Origin of the sequence: Flavobacterium sp. (assembly GCF_040402955.1) — a bacterium.
Classification (GTDB): Bacteria; Bacteroidota; Bacteroidia; order Flavobacteriales; family Flavobacteriaceae; genus Flavobacterium.
In genome coordinates this window covers 169,167-187,064 of record NZ_JBBALQ010000001.1, presented here as the reverse complement: position 1 = coordinate 187,064, position 17,898 = coordinate 169,167, and the positions used below count along the sequence as shown (strand labels likewise).

Annotated in this window: 19 protein-coding genes and 1 tRNA gene; 16 read left to right on the top strand and 4 right to left on the bottom strand. The window is 30.7% G+C overall.

Features of this window, described 5'->3' with window-relative positions:
* Window positions 1-44: 44 nt before the first annotated feature.
* Both ABWP78_RS00820 and ABWP78_RS00815 read left to right on the top strand, forming a co-directional pair.
* On the top strand, window positions 45-803 hold the full coding sequence (locus ABWP78_RS00820; RefSeq protein ID WP_353168102.1) for a transporter: 759 nt from the start codon (window positions 45-47) through the stop codon (window positions 801-803).
* Window positions 804-806: 3 nt separating this feature from the next.
* Window positions 807-1,943 carry a lycopene cyclase family protein gene (locus ABWP78_RS00815; RefSeq protein ID WP_353167946.1) on the top strand — a complete coding sequence of 379 codons (1,137 nt, stop codon included), beginning with the start codon at window positions 807-809 and terminating at the stop codon, window positions 1,941-1,943.
* On the opposite strand, the gene ABWP78_RS00810 is transcribed toward ABWP78_RS00815, so the two are convergent.
* Window positions 1,944-2,768 (bottom strand): hypothetical protein, encoded by an 825-nt coding sequence (locus ABWP78_RS00810; protein WP_353167944.1) that lies wholly within the window; start codon window positions 2,766-2,768, stop codon window positions 1,944-1,946.
* Window positions 2,769-2,919: 151 nt separating this feature from the next.
* Here ABWP78_RS00810 and ABWP78_RS00805 point away from each other — a divergent pair, with 151 nt between their 5' ends.
* From ABWP78_RS00805 to ABWP78_RS00790, 4 genes are all read left to right on the top strand, one after another.
* Window positions 2,920-3,330 (top strand): BrxA/BrxB family bacilliredoxin, encoded by a 411-nt coding sequence (locus ABWP78_RS00805; protein WP_353167941.1) that lies wholly within the window; start codon window positions 2,920-2,922, stop codon window positions 3,328-3,330.
* A 90-nt stretch (window positions 3,331-3,420) separates the two neighbouring features.
* Window positions 3,421-4,152 (top strand): lysophospholipid acyltransferase family protein, encoded by a 732-nt coding sequence (locus tag ABWP78_RS00800; RefSeq protein ID WP_353167939.1) that lies wholly within the window; start codon window positions 3,421-3,423, stop codon window positions 4,150-4,152.
* Window positions 4,153-4,157: 5 nt separating this feature from the next.
* Complete coding sequence (locus tag ABWP78_RS00795; RefSeq protein WP_353167936.1) at window positions 4,158-5,147, top strand: acyl-ACP desaturase; 990 nt, start codon at window positions 4,158-4,160, stop codon at window positions 5,145-5,147.
* Between the two features lie 52 nt (window positions 5,148-5,199).
* Entirely contained in the window at window positions 5,200-5,844 is a 645-nt protein-coding gene (locus ABWP78_RS00790; protein WP_353167933.1) for an HD domain-containing protein, read from the top strand.
* Window positions 5,845-5,964: 120 nt separating this feature from the next.
* Here the strand turns inward: ABWP78_RS00790 and gdhA are convergent, their stop codons facing one another.
* Window positions 5,965-7,308 (bottom strand): NADP-specific glutamate dehydrogenase, encoded by a 1,344-nt coding sequence (gene gdhA / locus ABWP78_RS00785; protein WP_353167932.1) that lies wholly within the window; start codon window positions 7,306-7,308, stop codon window positions 5,965-5,967.
* 273 nt (window positions 7,309-7,581) lie between these two features.
* Here gdhA and ABWP78_RS00780 point away from each other — a divergent pair, with 273 nt between their 5' ends.
* The 10 genes from ABWP78_RS00780 to ABWP78_RS00735 all read left to right on the top strand — a co-directional run bounded on the left by ABWP78_RS00780 (window position 7,582) and on the right by ABWP78_RS00735 (window position 15,723).
* On the top strand, window positions 7,582-7,920 hold the full coding sequence (locus ABWP78_RS00780) for a T9SS type A sorting domain-containing protein (RefSeq protein WP_353167929.1): 339 nt from the start codon (window positions 7,582-7,584) through the stop codon (window positions 7,918-7,920).
* 102 nt (window positions 7,921-8,022) lie between these two features.
* Window positions 8,023-9,735, top strand: coding sequence for a T9SS type A sorting domain-containing protein (locus tag ABWP78_RS00775; RefSeq protein WP_353167927.1), 1,713 nt, complete (start codon window positions 8,023-8,025; stop codon window positions 9,733-9,735).
* Between the two features lie 109 nt (window positions 9,736-9,844).
* The gene (locus ABWP78_RS00770) at window positions 9,845-10,825 is read left to right on the top strand and encodes a LuxE/PaaK family acyltransferase (RefSeq protein WP_353167925.1); all 981 of its coding nucleotides are present in this window, start codon (window positions 9,845-9,847) and stop codon (window positions 10,823-10,825) included.
* A 9-nt stretch (window positions 10,826-10,834) separates the two neighbouring features.
* A complete protein-coding gene (locus tag ABWP78_RS00765; protein WP_353167923.1) occupies window positions 10,835-11,602 on the top strand; it encodes a TatD family hydrolase in 768 nt (255 codons plus the stop codon).
* A 57-nt stretch (window positions 11,603-11,659) separates the two neighbouring features.
* Complete coding sequence (locus ABWP78_RS00760; RefSeq protein WP_353167920.1) at window positions 11,660-12,787, top strand: 1-acyl-sn-glycerol-3-phosphate acyltransferase; 1,128 nt, start codon at window positions 11,660-11,662, stop codon at window positions 12,785-12,787.
* Between the two features lie 58 nt (window positions 12,788-12,845).
* Window positions 12,846-13,826: an asparaginase gene (locus ABWP78_RS00755; RefSeq protein ID WP_502905435.1), complete on the top strand. Its 981-nt coding sequence runs from the start codon at window positions 12,846-12,848 to the stop codon at window positions 13,824-13,826.
* Window positions 13,827-13,830: 4 nt separating this feature from the next.
* A tRNA-Ser gene (locus tag ABWP78_RS00750) sits at window positions 13,831-13,915 on the top strand.
* A gap of 7 nt (window positions 13,916-13,922) precedes the next feature.
* On the top strand, window positions 13,923-14,282 hold the full coding sequence (locus tag ABWP78_RS00745; RefSeq protein WP_353167917.1) for a hypothetical protein: 360 nt from the start codon (window positions 13,923-13,925) through the stop codon (window positions 14,280-14,282).
* 20 nt (window positions 14,283-14,302) lie between these two features.
* Complete coding sequence (locus ABWP78_RS00740) at window positions 14,303-14,674, top strand: hypothetical protein (protein ID WP_353167916.1); 372 nt, start codon at window positions 14,303-14,305, stop codon at window positions 14,672-14,674.
* Between the two features lie 404 nt (window positions 14,675-15,078).
* A complete protein-coding gene (locus ABWP78_RS00735; RefSeq protein WP_353167915.1) occupies window positions 15,079-15,723 on the top strand; it encodes a porin family protein in 645 nt (214 codons plus the stop codon).
* Here ABWP78_RS00735 and ABWP78_RS00730 read toward each other — a convergent pair.
* Together ABWP78_RS00730 and rpoN are read right to left on the bottom strand one after the other, a co-directional pair.
* Window positions 15,711-16,334 (bottom strand): hypothetical protein, encoded by a 624-nt coding sequence (locus tag ABWP78_RS00730; RefSeq protein WP_353167912.1) that lies wholly within the window; start codon window positions 16,332-16,334, stop codon window positions 15,711-15,713. The two genes, ABWP78_RS00735 and ABWP78_RS00730, sit on opposite strands and share 13 nt — an antisense overlap.
* An 18-nt stretch (window positions 16,335-16,352) precedes the next feature.
* On the bottom strand, window positions 16,353-17,825 hold the full coding sequence (rpoN, locus tag ABWP78_RS00725; RefSeq protein WP_353167910.1) for an RNA polymerase factor sigma-54: 1,473 nt from the start codon (window positions 17,823-17,825) through the stop codon (window positions 16,353-16,355).
* Between the last annotated feature and the right edge of the window lie 73 nt (window positions 17,826-17,898).

Sequence of the window (17,898 nt, the reverse complement as noted above, 5' to 3'; positions counted from 1 at the left end):
AGCAAATGTAAAATAAATTTACGGATTTAAAAAAATATTTTTAGATTTGCCTAAAAAATATATATGAAAAAATCATACTATTACTAATTTGGATTCCTTTTTTAGCGTTTAGTCAAGAAATTGAACCCATACAAACGGATAGACCCGACCAAACAGAAACGCCCTATTTAGTTCCAAAGAAAATGTTTCAAGTGGAAAATGGATTCAGTTTTCAAAAAAATAACGCCAATAGTAAGACCTTGACTTTGCCGTCTTCTTTGTGGAAATATGGAGTCAACGATAATTTTGAATTGCGATTAATCACTGAATTTTTAATCGACAACAATTTGGACTCAGAAATTTCAGGATTAAACCCGGTGCTTGTTGGTTGTAAAATTAAAATTGCTGAAGAAAAAGGAATTTTTCCTAAAACTTCATTTATAGGACACGTTGGACTTCCAAATGTGGCGTCTTCAAAATATAAAAATGAATTTACAGCGGCCGAATTTCGATTTGTAATGCAACACACCTTTTCAGAAAAAATGTCATTTAGTTATAATTTAGGAAGCGAATGGGACGGAAACTCGCCCGAAGCTACATTTATTTATACCATTGCAACAGGTTATTCTATTTCGGAAAAAATAGGAAGTTATATTGAAGTTTTTGGCTTTTTACCTGAAAATACTACATCAAATCATTCTATTGATGGAGGAATAACCTATTTGATTAATGATAATTTTATGTTAGATTTGTCATCAGGATTCGGAGTTACTAAAAATGCACCAAGCTATTACGCTGCTTTTGGTTTTTCTTTCAGAATGTAACAAATGAAACACTATCATTACATATTTACCGGAAACGGTTTATCTGCATTATTGACCCTTTTTGAAATGATTCAATCTGGCAGATTCTCGGATAAAAAAATACTGTTGCTAGATTCCGATACGAAAAACAAAAACGACAGAACGTGGTGTTTTTGGGATTCTGAAAATTTATTTAACGGAATTACCACCAAAAATTGGCAACAAGCTTGGTTTAAAAGCGAAAACTTCATCAATAAATTAGAATTATTTCCGTACTCATATAAAATGGTAAAAAGTGCTGATTTTTATAAATTGATGTTTGATACGATTTTACAACATAAAAACATCGAAATTTTTCAGGATGAGGTTCTTGAATTTTCAGAATCAGGCAACAACTGTGTGGTTCAAACCAAAACTAAATCGTTTACCTGCAATCAAATTTTTAATAGCATTTATTCATCAGAACTCGTAAACGCACAAACTAAATTTCCATTGGTTCAGCAGCATTTTATCGGTTGGTTTGTCAAAAGCAAAGAAGTTGTTTTTACTGAAGATTGTCCGACTTTTATGGATTTTTCAATAGCACAAAAAGGAAATACACGCTTTATGTATATTTTGCCAACTTCATCAACTGAAGCTTTGTTAGAATATACGTTGTTTTCAAAAGATTTATTATCAAAAGAAGCTTACGAAACTGAAATTGAAAATTACATTAAAAAATTAGGCATCACCGAATATGAAATCGTAGAAAAAGAACGAGGAAACATTCCAATGACTTGTTTTCCTTTTTGGAAAAATAACAGCAAAAACATAATAAATATAGGTTCGGCAGGCGGATGGAGCAAAGCCAGTACGGGTTATACATTTAAAAATTCGGTAAAAAAATCAAGAGAATTAGTTAGGTTTTTACAAACTGAAAATGATTTTACCAAATTTCACAAAATCAATAAGTTTTGGTATTACGATTTATTATTAATTGACATTTTATATCAAACCAATCAACACGGAAGCACTATTTTTTCGAATATGTTTAAAAGTGGAAAAGCATCGCTAATTTTCAAATTTTTAGATGAAGAAACTTCTTTTTGGGAAGATTTACAAGTCATTTGGATGTGTCCACAACGTTTGTTTATCAAAGCGTTACTAAAAAGAATTTTTTAATTATTCTTCCGAAAACTTCTTATTCACTAATTTTATATTCGTGTAAAATTGATTGACATCTGTAAAAATAACGCCCTTTTCATCAAATCTTTTAAATGTAAAATCCCGTAATTTTTCTTCAATAAATAAAGATTTTAAGATCATTTTATTTTTGACAATTTCAAAATTTATAGCGACTTTTTCTCTTTGATATATCCAATTTGAAGTAAATTTATGATTTTTACCAATATTTTCTTCACTGGAATAAAAGAACGGATAAGGTTCTTGAGTTTCATAATTTAATTGTAATAAATTGTAATTTTTATCCACAATAAAACTTCCTTTATAAAACCCTTTTGACTCAAAAGTTACTACTAATTCCTCGTCATCTAACCATTCTCTGGTAAATTCGTAACCATTTGGATGTATCAAAAAATCTAATTCGGCAGTAGTTAAATTTTTACGAATCGGAAAACCCGAAAGCCATCCAATTGGTGATTCTTCTGAATTATATACTTTAAAAATTTCTTTAAAATTAGAAAACCAATTGTTTTTATTTTCAATCACATTTTTTTTTGAAAAGGTACTATTGAAATTAGCAATTTTAATAATTTGGTCTTCAGTTCTATTAATAATTGTGTCCGAATTTTTTAAATTTATTTGACGCAAATCGAAAATAAAACTTGTAGTATCCGTTTTTTTTAATAATTGTTTGTTTACTCTTTTTAAGATAGTGGCAATTTTAGGTTTGCTTTTAATATTTACCAATTCAATTTCTGCATCTTTGAGTTCTTGAGCAAAACTAAATGTAGCTAGACTTAAAAAAAATAAAACGTAATATTTCATAAACTAAATTAATTACTACAAATATAACATACAATTTTAAAGATTTGATCAAATTTATTGCACGATAACAAATCTTTATGATAAGTTTATATGTGTAGAAGCAAAAACTTTGTAAATTTGTGCTTTATAAACGCAAATTAAAAAATAAAATATGTATCCAGAAGAAATGGTAAAACCGATGCGTGCAGAATTATCTGATGCTGGTTTTCAAGATTTATATTCAGCTGAAACCGTTGAACAAGCTATGACCAAAACAGGAACTACTTTAGTAGTTGTTAATTCAGTTTGTGGTTGTGCGGCCAGAAATGCTCGTCCAGGTGCAAAAATGAGTTTAGAAAACGCAAAAAAACCAAGCAATTTAGTAACCGTTTTTGCAGGAGTTGACAAAGAAGCGGTTGACAAAGTAAGAGAACACATGTTCCCTTTTCCACCTTCTTCACCTTGTATGGCGTTATTTAAAGACGGCGAATTGGTTCACATGTTAGAACGCCATCATATTGAAGGCCGTCCAGCAGAACTTATTGCAGAAAACTTAAAAGATGCTTTTAACGAATATTGCTAAATACTATGCAAGCATACTAAAAAAACCACCTAATTGGTGGTTTTTTTATTTTTAACTCGTACCTTTGAAAACGTTATAAAAAAAAAAGGTATGCAAAAAATTATTTCGTATCCATTATCGGTACTTTATGCAATAGTTTTTTTATTTTGGTTGCTAATTTTTCACCCTATTCAATTGGTTTGTTACCATGTTTTTGGATACAATGCACATAGAATGTCCGTAGCAGTTTTGAATTTTTTTTTATTAAGAACTTCTCATATTCTGGGTACAACTTACACCTTAACAGGCAGAAAAAATTTACCAAAAAACAAACCTTTAATTTTAGTTTGTAACCATCAAAGTATGCACGACATTATACCAATTATTTGGTTTTTAAGAAATGTGCATCCGAAATTTATCAGTAAAAAAGAGCTTGGAAAGGGAATTCCTAGCGTTTCTTTAAATCTAAGAATTGGTGGTTCTGCATTAATTGATAGAAGAGACGGAAAACAAGCTTTAGCAGAAATAAAAAAAGCAGGAGAATACATTAACAACACGAATCGTACAATGGTTATTTTTCCAGAAGGAACGAGAAGCAAAACAGGAACAACTAAAGAATTTGCACCAAACGGATTAAAAATGTTATATAAATTTGCTCCGGATGCCTATTTTGTTCCCATAAGTATAAATAATTCGTGGAAAATGAACAAGTTTGGACAATTTCCTTTCGGATTAGGAACAAAAATAACATTTCAAATTCATGAACCATTAAAAATTTCTGATTATTCATTTGAAGAAATTTTCGAAAAAACAGAAAAAACTATAAAAAAACATATAAATTAAAAACCATGTCAATACAGAACATACGACTTGAAGTCATGCAATTATTGGAAAAGAAAATTGATTCTTTTATGGAAGAATTTTTAATTCCTGTAGAAAAAATATGGCAACCAACCGATTTATTACCTGATTCTAATCAAGAAAATTTTTTAGAAGAAGTAAAAGAATTAAGAGAAATTTCAAAAGATTTACCTTACGATTTTTGGGTAACTTTAGTTGGAGATACCATAACAGAAGAAGCTTTACCAACCTACGAATCTTGGTTAATGGATGTGGAAGGTGTGGATAACGTGGAAAGAAATGGATGGAGCAAATGGGTACGCCATTGGACAGGTGAAGAAAACCGTCATGGTGATGTGTTAAACAAATATTTATATCTTTCTGGAAGAGTAAATATGCGGGAAATTGAACAAACCACACAACATTTGATTGCCGACGGTTTTGATATCGGTACAGGAAGAGACCCATATAAAAACTTCGTTTATACTAGTTTTCAAGAATTAGCTACGTTTGTTTCTCACAATCGAGTAGCATTAATTGCGAAAAAATACGGTGAAAAAAAATTATTCAAAATGTGTAATTTAATTGCTGGTGATGAAATGCGACACCATTTAGCCTACAGCGAATTTGTAAATCAAATATTTAAAGTAGATCCTAGCGAAATGATGCTGGCGTTTCAATACATGATGAAGCAAAAAATTACTATGCCTGCTCTTTTCTTACGTGAATCGGGCGAGAAAATTGGTAGTGCTTTTGAAGCGTTTTCAGATTCAGCACAAAGAATTGGCGTGTATACTGCCGCTGATTATGTTGATATCTTAGAGAAATTAAACGTGAAATGGGATATTGCAAACATGAACGGACTTACAGCTGAAGCCGAAAAAGCAAGAGATTATCTTATGAAATTACCAGAAAGAATGAAGAAAATTTCTGAAAGAATAATCATTCCAAAAGAAGGTCAAATTTTTAAATGGGTAGAACCTGCTTTAATTAAATAATTTTTTAAATTCCAAATTCCAAAAGAGTTTGGAATTTTTTATCCATACTAAAATGTCAGTACTAGAAAACACACAAAACTTCGTAAAAAAACAACTAGAAAGTGCGGAAAGTGGTCATGATTGGTTTCATATAGAGCGTGTTTATAAAAATGCTTTGCTACTTGCAAAAGAAGAAACCTGCAATTTAGAAGTAGTTCAATTAGCGGCTTTATTACACGACATTGCCGATAGTAAATTTCACGATGGTGATGAAAGCATTGGCCCAAATATAGCTCGTGATTTTTTAATAAAAGAAAATGTTGCAGAAGGAATCATTTCTCATGTAGTGGCTATAATTGAAAATATTTCATTTAAAGGTGGAAATTTCGAAAAAAACTTTAGCTCTAAAGAGTTAGAAATCGTTCAAGATGCCGACAGACTGGATGCGATTGGAGCCATTGGAATTGCAAGAACCTTTAATTATGGTGGTTTTAAAAATAGAGCTATTTATAACCCTGAAATTTTACCAAATTTAACAATGTCAAAGGAAGCATATAAAAATTCTACTGCACCCACAATTAATCATTTTTACGAAAAATTATTACTGTTAAAAGACAAAATGAACACCAAAACAGGTAAAAAAATCGCACAAAAACGTCATAATTTTATGGAAACGTTTTTAGAACAATTTTATAATGAATGGAACGGAATTGTTTAGTATTCAGTGTTCCGCTTTTAGTGTTCCGTTATTAAGTATAATAAAAGCAGTTTTCAAAAATGAAAACTGCTTTTATATTTAAGGGAATCTGTTTACTAATTACTGCAAACTGAATACTTATTAAACTACACCTTGACCTAACATGGCGTCTGCTACTTTTACGAAACCTGCAATATTTGCACCTTTAACGTAATCTACATAACCATTAGCGTCAGAGCCATATTTTACACATGCTTCGTGAATGTCTTTCATAATTCTTTTTAATCTATCGTCAACTTCTTCTGAAGTCCAGCTTAAACGTAACGAGTTTTGCGACATTTCTAAACCTGAAGTGGCTACGCCACCTGCATTAGATGCTTTACCTGGTGCAAATAATATTTTTGCGTTTTGAAACACAATAACCGCTTCTGGAGTAGTTGGCATATTTGCTCCTTCTGCCACACAGAAACATCCGTTAGCAACTAACGTTTTTGCTTCATCTTCATTTAATTCGTTTTGCGTAGCACATGGTAATGCAATATCACATTTTACTTCCCAAGGACGCTTTCCTTCTACAAATTTTGCAGCTGGATATTTTTTAATGTAATCTGAAATTCTTCCATAATTTACGTTTTTAATTTCCATTACAAACGCTAATTTTTCAGCATCAATTCCAGCTTCGTCATAAATATATCCAGAAGAATCTGACATAGTTACTACTTTACCACCCAATTGAGTTGCTTTTTCTGCCGCATATTGCGCTACGTTTCCAGAACCAGAAACCACAACCGTTTGCCCTACAAAACTTTTACCTTTTGTTTTTAACATGCTATCTGCGAAATACACATCACCGTAACCTGTTGCTTCAGGACGAATAAGTGAACCTCCAAAAGAAATTCCTTTACCTGTTAATACACCAGTAAATTCATTTCTTAATCTTTTATATTGACCAAACATATAACCCACTTCACGACCTCCAACACCAATATCTCCAGCAGGAACATCCGTATCCGCACCAATATGTTTCGATAATTCTGTCATAAACGCTTGACAAAATCTCATAATTTCTACATCTGACTTTCCTTTTGGATCGAAATCTGCACCACCTTTTCCACCACCCATTGGCAATGTAGTTAATGAATTTTTGAAAACTTGTTCAAACGCTAAAAATTTTAAAATACTTAAATTTACAGATGGATGAAAACGAATTCCTCCTTTATAAGGTCCAATCGCAGAGTTCATTTGAATTCTGAAACCTCTGTTTACTTGAGTAGTTCCTTTATCGTCTATCCAAGCTATTCGGAACATAATCACTCTTTCTGGCTCCACCATTCTTTCCAATAGCATTTTGCCTTGGTATTTTGGATTTGCCTCGATAAAAGGAATTACGGTTTCAGCCACTTCTCTTACGGCTTGCATAAATTCTGGTTCGTTTGCATTTCTTTTAGCTACTTCGCCTAAAAATGCTGTAACACTTTGACTCATAATTATATTTTTTTTGATATTTTTCAGTTGCAAATATACATCTTAAAAAAAACACTTCGAAGAATTTGATAAAAAAATAAGTGTTTTTGTAAGAAAAAATAAAACCCAATCGAAAAAAATAAGAAATCATCAAAAAACAACAAAATGTTAGATTTTTAAAAAGCATAAATTCAGTATTACTGATAAATAATTTTAAAGTGAAATACTAATTATTTTCGATTTTGGTATACTAATTGATAATTATTTTATAAATTTACATCATATATTAAAATTATGGCAAAAAAATACATTTATATTATCCTATTTTTCTTATCATTTAGTGTTGGTGCTGTGGCTCAAGAAAGCAGAGGCAGCAGTTCAGCTAGATCGCAAGAACCTACTATTGAAGGATTAAGTTTGTACCCAAACCCGAACAATACTGGGAAAGTTTACATTACTTCTAGATTAAATTTAGACAAAAAAGTGGAAATTTTTGATGTTTTAGGCAAAAAAGTAATTGATACTGTTTTATACACTAAAGAATTAAACATCTCTAATTTGAACCCTGGTGTTTACATTATTAAAATCAAGGAAGGCGAGGCTTCAGCTACTAGAAAACTGATTGTTAACTAGTTACTAATTTATCTTTATTAAATTTACATTAATTTTACGAGACCCATGAGTCCTAAAATTAATTTTGTTTCTATATGTGTTCCCAACTTAATCTTTAAAAAAATGAAAAAAATCTACTTTTTACTTTCTTGTTTAATTGCAGTTACTAGTTTTGGACAAACTATTTATACTGAAAACTTTGGAACTCCTGCTTCTACAACATTAATAACAGCTTACACTGGATGGCAGGCAAGTACTCCAATAGCATATTCAGGCTCCGGAGATGTAAGAACTTCATCAGCTTCAACAGGATATGTTGGTGCTTCAGGAAGTGGAAATGTTTTTTTAACAAGCACAATCGGTAAAAATTTAATAATTAGTGGTATAAATACATCCACTTTCACAGCTTCAGATATCCAATTATCTTTCGGTTATACTACAAATTCTACAACTACACAATTAGTTGTTGAAAAATCTACAGATGGTTCAACTTGGGCACCTATTACTTTTACTAATAATGCGAATACATTATGGAATTTAGTTACAATTCCTGGAGGTCAAATCCCTTCGTCTACAACTTTATCACTAAGATTTACACAGCCCGCAACCGCTCAAATGAGAGTTGACGATATTAAATTAGCTGCAGTATCAGCTTCTTGTACATTAGTATTAGGAACTCCGGTAATCGCTTGCGTTGCTTCAACTTCAGCATTAGATAACTATACAGTAACTATTCCATTTACAGGTGGGGCAACGGGCACTTACGCAATAACGGCTGCTGGCGCTACAATAACAGGAGACAATCCTTCAACAGCTGTAACTGGAAGTGTAATTTTAACTTATAATGAAAGTACTTTAGGAACTTCTAGTGTAGTAATAGCTTCTGGGCCAACTTGTACATTTTCATTTAATATTACAAGTCCAGATAGTTGTATTGGAACAAATACAGTACCAGTAAACGAACCTTTTAATTATACCATTGGAACTTCTTTAAACTTTTCACAAATGTGGAAAAACACTTCAGTTGGATCAGACGAAATTTTGGCAGTTGCTGGAAATTTATCTTACACTGGTATCACTGCAACAGGAAATTCTGTAGCTTTAGCAGGAACTGGAAGTGATACTTTATTACCTTTTACAGATTCAACTTCTGGAGATATTTACGCATCATTTTTAATTAAAGTTACTGATTTAACAGGAATATCATTAACAGGATCAACCTACTTTGCTACTTTTTCAAATGCAACAAATGTATATTCTGGAAAAATTTGGATTAAAACAAATGGTACGCAATTTCAATATGGAATTAGCGCTACTACTGCGACTGCAGATATTGTTTGGTCTCCAAACTTATATAATGTAAATACTATACAGTATTTAGTTTTAGGCTATAATTTTACAAATAATTTATTAGCTTTATATGAAAATCCAACAATTGGAGGTTCTGCAAGCGCAACTGTTTCAGCTACACCTGCAACCGCTTTAACAAGTATAGCTAACTTTGTTTTCCGACAAGATAGCGCTACTTCAACACCTGCAATGACATTAGATGAATTAAGAATAACAACTACTCCTAACTTTACTCTATCAAACCAATCTTTCTCACAAATTGACGGATTAAAAATGTATCCAAATCCAGCAAAAAATAATTTATTTATTGAAACGGCTTTAAATAGTGATATTAATGTATCGATAATTAATGTTTTAGGAAAAGAAGTAATCAATTCGAAAGTAAGTAATAATGTTGTAACTATTTCTGGTTTAACACCAGGTATGTACATTGTAAAAATTACTGAAGAAGGAAAAACGTCTACTAAAAAATTAATTATTGAATAATTAGTTTTAACACATATTCAAAAAAGCACCAACATTAGTTGGTGCTTTTTTTATGCCCAAAAATCAGAAAAAATACTTGCAACTAATATTCTTTTTCTACTTTTGCACTATGATTTCACAAGAAAACATTTTTGCTATTTCCTCTAAAAAAGAATTTGAAAAAATTTCTTTAAAAGTTTTTCGTTATCAATACGAAAACAACAAAGTGTATCAAGCATTTTGTAATCATTTAGGAAAAAACCCTAGTAATGTCAAGCAAATAAATACGATTCCGTTTTTCCCGATACAATTTTTTAAATCGGAAACAATAGTTTCTAATTCAAAACAAGTTGAAGCTGTTTTTACCAGCAGTGGTACAACAGGTGCTATTACAAGTCAACATTTTGTTACAGATATTTCATTATACGAAAACAGTTATACCTTTGCTTTCACACAATTTTACGGGAATATTCAAGAATATTGTGTCTTAGCGTTACTTCCATCCTATTTAGAAAGAGAAGGATCTTCTTTAATTTATATGGTTACTGATTTGATTGCAAAAAGCAATCATAAAGACAGTGGGTTTTATCTAAATAATTTGGAACAACTAGCCAATAAAATTTTTGAACTTGAAAATGAAGGTCATAATATTCTGTTGATAGGCGTTACTTACGCTTTGTTAGACTTAATTGAATATAGAAAATTCAACTTAAAAAATACCATCGTTATGGAAACTGGCGGTATGAAAGGCAAGCGAAAAGAAATTATACGAAAAGAGTTACACCAAACGCTTTGCGAAGGTTTTGGAGTGAATATGATACATTCCGAATACGGTATGACCGAACTTTTATCGCAAGCCTACTCGATGGGAAACGGGGTTTTTGAATGTCCTTTATGGATGGATGTATTAATAAGAGATACGGAAGACGCGTTACAATATGTTGAAAATGGAAAAACCGGTGGCATCAATGTGATTGATTTGGCGAATATTAATTCCTGTTCGTTTATCGCTACGCAAGATTTAGGGAAAAAACACCACAATATGACTTTTGAAGTATTAGGAAGATTTGATAATTCTGACATAAGAGGTTGTAATTTAATGGTTTATTAAAAAAATAAAATGATTTTAACAGACACACATACCCATTTATATTCTGAAGAATTTGATGAAGATAGAGATAACATAATTCAAAGCGCAATTAATTCGAGCGTTTCTCGACTTTTTGTGCCTTCCATAGATAGCAGTTATACTCAGAAAATGTATGCTTTAGAAGCACAATATCCAGATAATGTGTTTTTAATGATGGGGCTACATCCGTGTTATGTAAAAGAAAATTACGAAGAGGAATTGGCACACGTTATTTCCGAATTAGCCAATAGAAAATTTGCAGCAATTGGCGAAATTGGTATTGATTTATTCTGGGACAAATCGTTTTTAAAACAACAACAAGACGTTTTTGTAAAGCAAATACAATTGGCAAAGCAATATAAACTACCGATAAATATTCATTGTAGAGAAGCTTTTAACGAAGTTTTTGAAATTTTAGAACAAGAAAAATCTGCAGAATTGTGGGGGATTTTCCATTGTTTTACTGGGGATTTAAATCAAGCAAAACAAGCCATTTCTTGCGGAATGAAATTAGGAATTGGGGGTGTAGCTACTTTTAAAAACGGCAAAATTGATCAGTTTTTAAATGAAATTGACCTCAAACATATTGTTTTGGAAACCGACGCACCTTACTTAGCGCCACTACCGTTTAGAGGAAAACGCAATGAAAGTAGTTATATTAAATTAATTGCGGAAAAATTATCGGAAATTTATCAGTTGCCAATAGATGATATAGCTGCAATTACCACACAAAACAGTAAAGATGTCTTCGGATTTTAAATTTTGATAACGTATAATTCCTATTTTTTTCGTTTTTTTGTAGTTCTAAATTAAAGTATGTCGAAATTTGATAAAATACGTCCCTATTATGATGCTGAAGTAAACGATGCAATTCGTGCTTCAATTAATCATCCTATGATGAAATCATTAGTAGATTTTGCCTATCCAAATACTGAAGAATCCGTTTGGAAAGAGCAATTGCTACGTACGCATTCTATAAGGGATTTTCAAATTAATTTTGCGTATCACGCCATAAAAAAAATATTAGAAAAAAGTTCTGATGGACTTACCACATCTGGCTTTGAAAAATTAGAACCAAACACCGCTTATTTTTTCATATCAAATCATAGAGATATTATTTTAGACACTTGTTTGTTAAACGTTTGTTTACACGAACATGGTTTAGTAATGACGGCATCTGCAATTGGTGATAATTTAGTGAAAAAAGATTTTTTGCTAATGCTTTCTAAACTAAATAGAAATTTTTTAGTACAAAGAAATCTTTCGCCAAGAGAATTATTAGAAAGTTCTAAATTACTTTCAGAATATATGTACCGATTGGTATCAAAAGAAAACCGATCGGTTTGGATTGCACAACGCGAAGGAAGAACTAAAGATGGAAATGACGCCACGCATTCTGGGGTTTTAAAGATGATTGCCATGGCTTCGGACGAAAAAAACAATATGGATTTCTTTAAGAAAATTAAAATTGTTCCGGTTTCCATTTCTTACGAATATGATCCAACAGATGCATTAAAAATTCCTCAGTTAATGGCTGAAGCCAATGACGAAATTTACACCAAAGAAAAAAACGAAGATTTTATTACGCTATTAAGCGGAATTATTGGACAGAAAAAACGAATACATATTCATGTTGGAGACGTTTTAACTCACGAATTAGACTTAATTTCTGAAGAAACAACAAATACGAACAAACAAGCGTTTGCTTTGGCACAAGTTATTGACGATTCTATTTTGCAATCTTATAAAATTTGGCCTACTAATTATATTGCTTACGACATACTTCATCAAACCACTACTTATTCTGATTGTTATACCGAAAAAGAAAAACAACTTTTTGAACGTAGATTAGAATTAAGAATAAATGTTGAAGACGCTAAAATGAAAGAAAGTTTCTTAGCTATGTATGCCAATCCAGTAATTAATAAATTAAAATACCAATAAATTGAAAGCAAATCAAAGGCCAGCTATTTTGTTAATTTATACCGGCGGAACTATTGGTATGATTAAAGATGCCGATACAGGAGTATTAAAAGCTTTCAATTTCAAAAAACTAATAAAAGGCATTCCAGAACTTAAATTATTAGATTGTAATATTGAAACCGTTTCATTTGAAAAACCAATTGATTCGTCAAATATGCAAATTTCAGATTGGCAAAAAATAGCTGAAATTATTGAAAAAAATTACACTAATTTTGATGGTTTTGTGGTACTTCACGGTTCGGATACGATGTCGTATAGCGCTTCTGCTTTGAGTTTTATGTTCGAAAATTTAAATAAACCAATTGTTTTTACGGGCTCTCAATTACCTATTGGCGATTTACGTACAGATGCGAAAGAAAATCTAATAACCGCCATTCAAATTGCTTCTTTGCAAGAAAAAGGAAAACCCGTTATACAAGAAGTTTCCCTTTATTTTGAATATAAATTATACAGAGGCAACCGAACAACAAAAATAAGTGCCGAACATTTTAATGCATTTACATCGCCAAATTTTCCTGAACTTGTAGAATCAGGCGTGCATTTAAATGTAAATAATGAAGTCCTACTAAAAGAAAAAGTTTCTAAAAAGTTAAAAGTGAATACTTGTTTTGATGACAATGTTTTAATTTTAAAATTGTTTCCAGGAATAAACAAAAATATTTTACACGCTATTTTACACACGCCAAATTTAAAAGGGGTGGTTTTGGAAACCTATGGCTCTGGAAATGCACCAATGGAAGATTGGTTTATTGATGAAATTGAAAACGCCATAAAACGTGGCATCCATATTATAAACGTGACACAATGTAGTGGCGGAACGGTTTTAATGGGTGCTTATGAAACCAGTACTCGCTTAAAAGAAATTGGATTAATTTCTGGAAAAAATATAACAACTGAAGCGGCAATTACAAAATTAATGTATTTGTTAGGTCAAAACGTGGCTAACTCGGTTTTTAAGACTATTTTTGAAACCCCTTTAAGAGGGGAAATGAACGATTAAAACTAGAGAGGTGGCCGAGTGGCTGAAGGCGCACGCTTGGAAAGCGTGTATATGGCAACATATCGAGGGTTCGAATCCCTTCCTCTCTGCAAAACTTTGAAGCCATTATTTATTGGGCTTCTCGATTTTTTAAAAATAAAAGTTGCCAATAAAACCAAATTTACATTGGAAGAAAAAATTTTAGAATTAGAAAAGGAGATAATTTATTTAAAAAATGAGTTATTACTTATTGAAAAATTTATTGAATCTACAAAAGAATCATCAATAGCATTAAAAAGTTTTATTGATGATAATACTGATTTTGCAAAATTAGTAGATAATAAATTTAAAAATATAGAAGAGCTATATAAAATGAATAAAAAGAATAACGAATTAAATTCAGAAATAATGGATTTGATGTCAAAAAGATTAAACTCTTTACAAGAAACAATTAAAATAATAGTTAAAAATAATTAGCCAATAAAACCAAATTTATTATGAAAAAGATAAAAATTATTCTCATAGTAATATTTTCATTAGTAGTAATTAATTATTTAGGTGTATATTTAATTCATTTATTTAATAAAGAACCACAAGAAAAACTATTAAGTGATGCAGAAGAAGCTTTAATTAGTTCTATGAATGACCCAGATAGTTATGAGTTTATTTCATTTGATAAAGATTATATATATTCTGATTCTTTAAGAAAAAGTGATGAAAAAAATTTTAAGGAAGAAAAAATGGATCCAAATAATGACTATTATTTATTAACTTTTAGAGGGAATAATAAAATGGGAGCAAAAATAATTGATAAAGTTATTGTAAAATCAACCGATGAATATTTTTTAGAATTAATCGATATTGATTAAATGCATACATCAGATAAATCCATATTACGTTTAATTGAGTTGTTGAAATTTCAAAAATAAAATTATAACTGTTAAAAATTTTGCTGAAATTATCAAAAACATAATCAGGTAAATGCCATTTTACGGTTGAGCAAATTGACACCATTTGTCAAAAATTTAAAGTTAACCCTAATTTTATATTTGGCTATGATACACAGATATTCCGAAATAATTCAGATACACATATTAAGGATTTTATAATGAACAAAAAAGTGAACAAAAATTAATATTAACCTTTTTTAATTTGCTTTTAAATCATTAATAATCAATATTTTATAAAAACGAAAGAAGTTAAAAGAGTTTCCCTCTTTCTCTGCGAAAACTTTAGTGGTTTTCGCCAATTAAAAATCAATAACTATTAACAAATGAGAATATTATTTTTTTTATGGATTCCCTTTTTTTGTTTCTCACAAGAAATAAAACCAATTGAAATTGATTCGCTTTACAGAGAAGACCAATTTTATGCTTCTTTAAGTTATAATTTAATACAAAATCGTCCTGAAGGATTTAAGCAGTTTTCATTTTCACCAGGAATTACATTTGGAATATTGAGAGATTTGCCCATTTCAAAAAACAGACATTGGGCAATTGCTCCTGGTATTGGCTATTCGTACAATAATATTAAACAATTTATAAATTCTGAAGAAATTGTTGGGGCTACAGAAAACAACTTATCTGAAAACATTAGAACCATAATTACAACTCATAGCGTTGATTTTCCTTTAGAAATTAGATGGCGAAATTCCAACCCAAGTAGTCATAGTTTTTGGCGAATTTATACTGGATTAAAAACCAGTTATGTGTTTAATTCAAAATTAAAATTAGAGTCCACAACAGAAAGTTCTAAAGAATCTATTTCAGATGAAATCAATCGATGGCAATATGGCGCTTATATTTCTGTTGGGTTTAATACTTGGAATCCATACATTTATTATGGTTTAAATCCAATCTTTAAAGAAGGCTCTAAAATGAGTAATTTTAATGTTGGTTTTATCTTTTATATATTATAAAACCAAACCAAAATTTGAGGCAAACCTCCTATAACTATTCCTGCAATCAACTCTAATGGTGTATGAGCTTTCATATATAATCTTGACGAGGCAACAAATCCCATACACAATATTAAAAGTGCAACAGTATTAATCGCGGCTATTTCTAAATAACTCATAAAAATTAATACAAAAACAGTTAAAGAAGTACAGCCTATCATATGCAAACTTACTTTAAATCGAAACAATACAGAAATAAAGACTAAAAAAGCACTTATAAATCCTGCTTGAAAAAACATAAATAATTCGGGGAAATGCGTTTCTAAAACCGTAAATTTTAATAGCAAATACAAAAGTACCAATTGAATAAAAATAGGCAATCTTCTTTCTTCAAGTGTGGCTTCTGTGAATGATTTGATTTTTTTAAAAATTTTTAATAACGAATAAAAGCTAATAGGTAAAAGTAGTGTTAGAATAAAAATTTGAATGAGTGACAAGTACATTTCTGCCAAATAATTGATGTTATTTGTGAAAAAGAAATATAAAATTGCCCCATACATAGAAATAAAAATGGGATGAAAAATATATGAAAATGGTTTTAAAAAGTATTTTGTAATCAATTGAAACAGCATTTTGAACGTTAAAAAGAGTTACATTTTTTTTCTCAATCTGGCTACAGGAATATCTAATTGTTCTCTATATTTTGCAATAGTTCTTCTTGCAATTGGAAATCCTTTTTCTTTTAAAATAGCTGCTAAATCTTCATCTGGTAAGGGCTTGCTTTTTTCTTCATCAGCAATAACGCGTTCTAAAATATTTTTAATTTCAATGGTAGACACATCTTCCCCTTGATCGTTTTTCATCGCTTCAGAAAAGAATTCTTTAATTAGTTTCGTTCCGTAAGGTGTATCCACATATTTGCTATTTGCTACACGGGAAATCGTAGAAATGTCCAAACCAATCATATCGGCAATATCCTTTAAAATCATTGGTTTTAACTTAGATTCTTCACCTTCCAAAAAGTATTCTCGTTGAAAATACATAATGGCATTCATCGTAACAAATAAGGTTTCTTGACGTTGTTTTATGGCATCAATAAACCATTTAGCAGAATCTAATTTTTGTTTGATAAACTGCACCGCATCTTTCTGTGAATTAGACTTGTCACTGGAAACTTTATACGTTTGCAGCATTTCTTGATAGTCTTTAGATACGTGTAATTCTGGCGCATTTCTTCCGTTCAATAGTAATTCTAATTCGCCATCTACAATACGAATGGTAAAATCAGGAACTACGTGTTCTACAATCCTACTATTGCTATCGTAACTGCCACCCGGTTTTGGATTTAATTTTTCAATTTCTTCAATCGCTTTTTTTAATTGGTCTTTAGAGCAATCGAATTTTTGTAGTAATTTATCGTAATGCTTTTTAGTAAACGCATCAAATTGTTTGTCAAGTATAGCAATAGCTAAATTGACCGATTCTATAGGTGTTTTGTGTTTTAATTGAATCAATAAACATTCTTGTAAATCCCTTGCGCCTACTCCAGAAGGTTCTAACTGTTGCACAATATGAAATACTTTTTCAACTGATTTCTCGTCAGTATACACCCCTTGTGTAAACGCCATATCATCTACAATATCCTGAATGGTTCGTCTGATATAGCCAGAATCTTCAATACTTCCTACTAAAAATTCAGCAATTTCTCTATCGTTTTCTGAAAGAATAAAGGTATTTAATTGATTAATTAAATCTTGATGAAAACTAATTTGAGCCGCCATAGGCAACGTTCGGTCTTCATCGTCATCGCTATAATTATTACTTTGATATTTATAATCTGGCGTATCGTCGTTGCTTAAATATTCATCAATATTAATATCGCCAGTATCTATTTGGTCGTTATCGTAATCATCATAACCATCCTCATCATTTGAAGAATCATTATAATCATCTAACGATTCGTTATTGTCGTCTAAACTTCCTTCTAAAGCTGGATTTTCAACCATTTCCTCTTGCAAACGTTGTTCAAAAGCTTGCGTAGGCAATTGAATCAACTTCATCAACTGAATTTGTTGAGGCGATAATTTTTGCGATAATTTGAAATTTAAACTGTGTTTAAGCATTGATTTTTTTGTTTAAAAGTTTAAGGTTTCAAGTTTCAAGTTATTGCAACTACAACAACTTGAAACTTTAAAC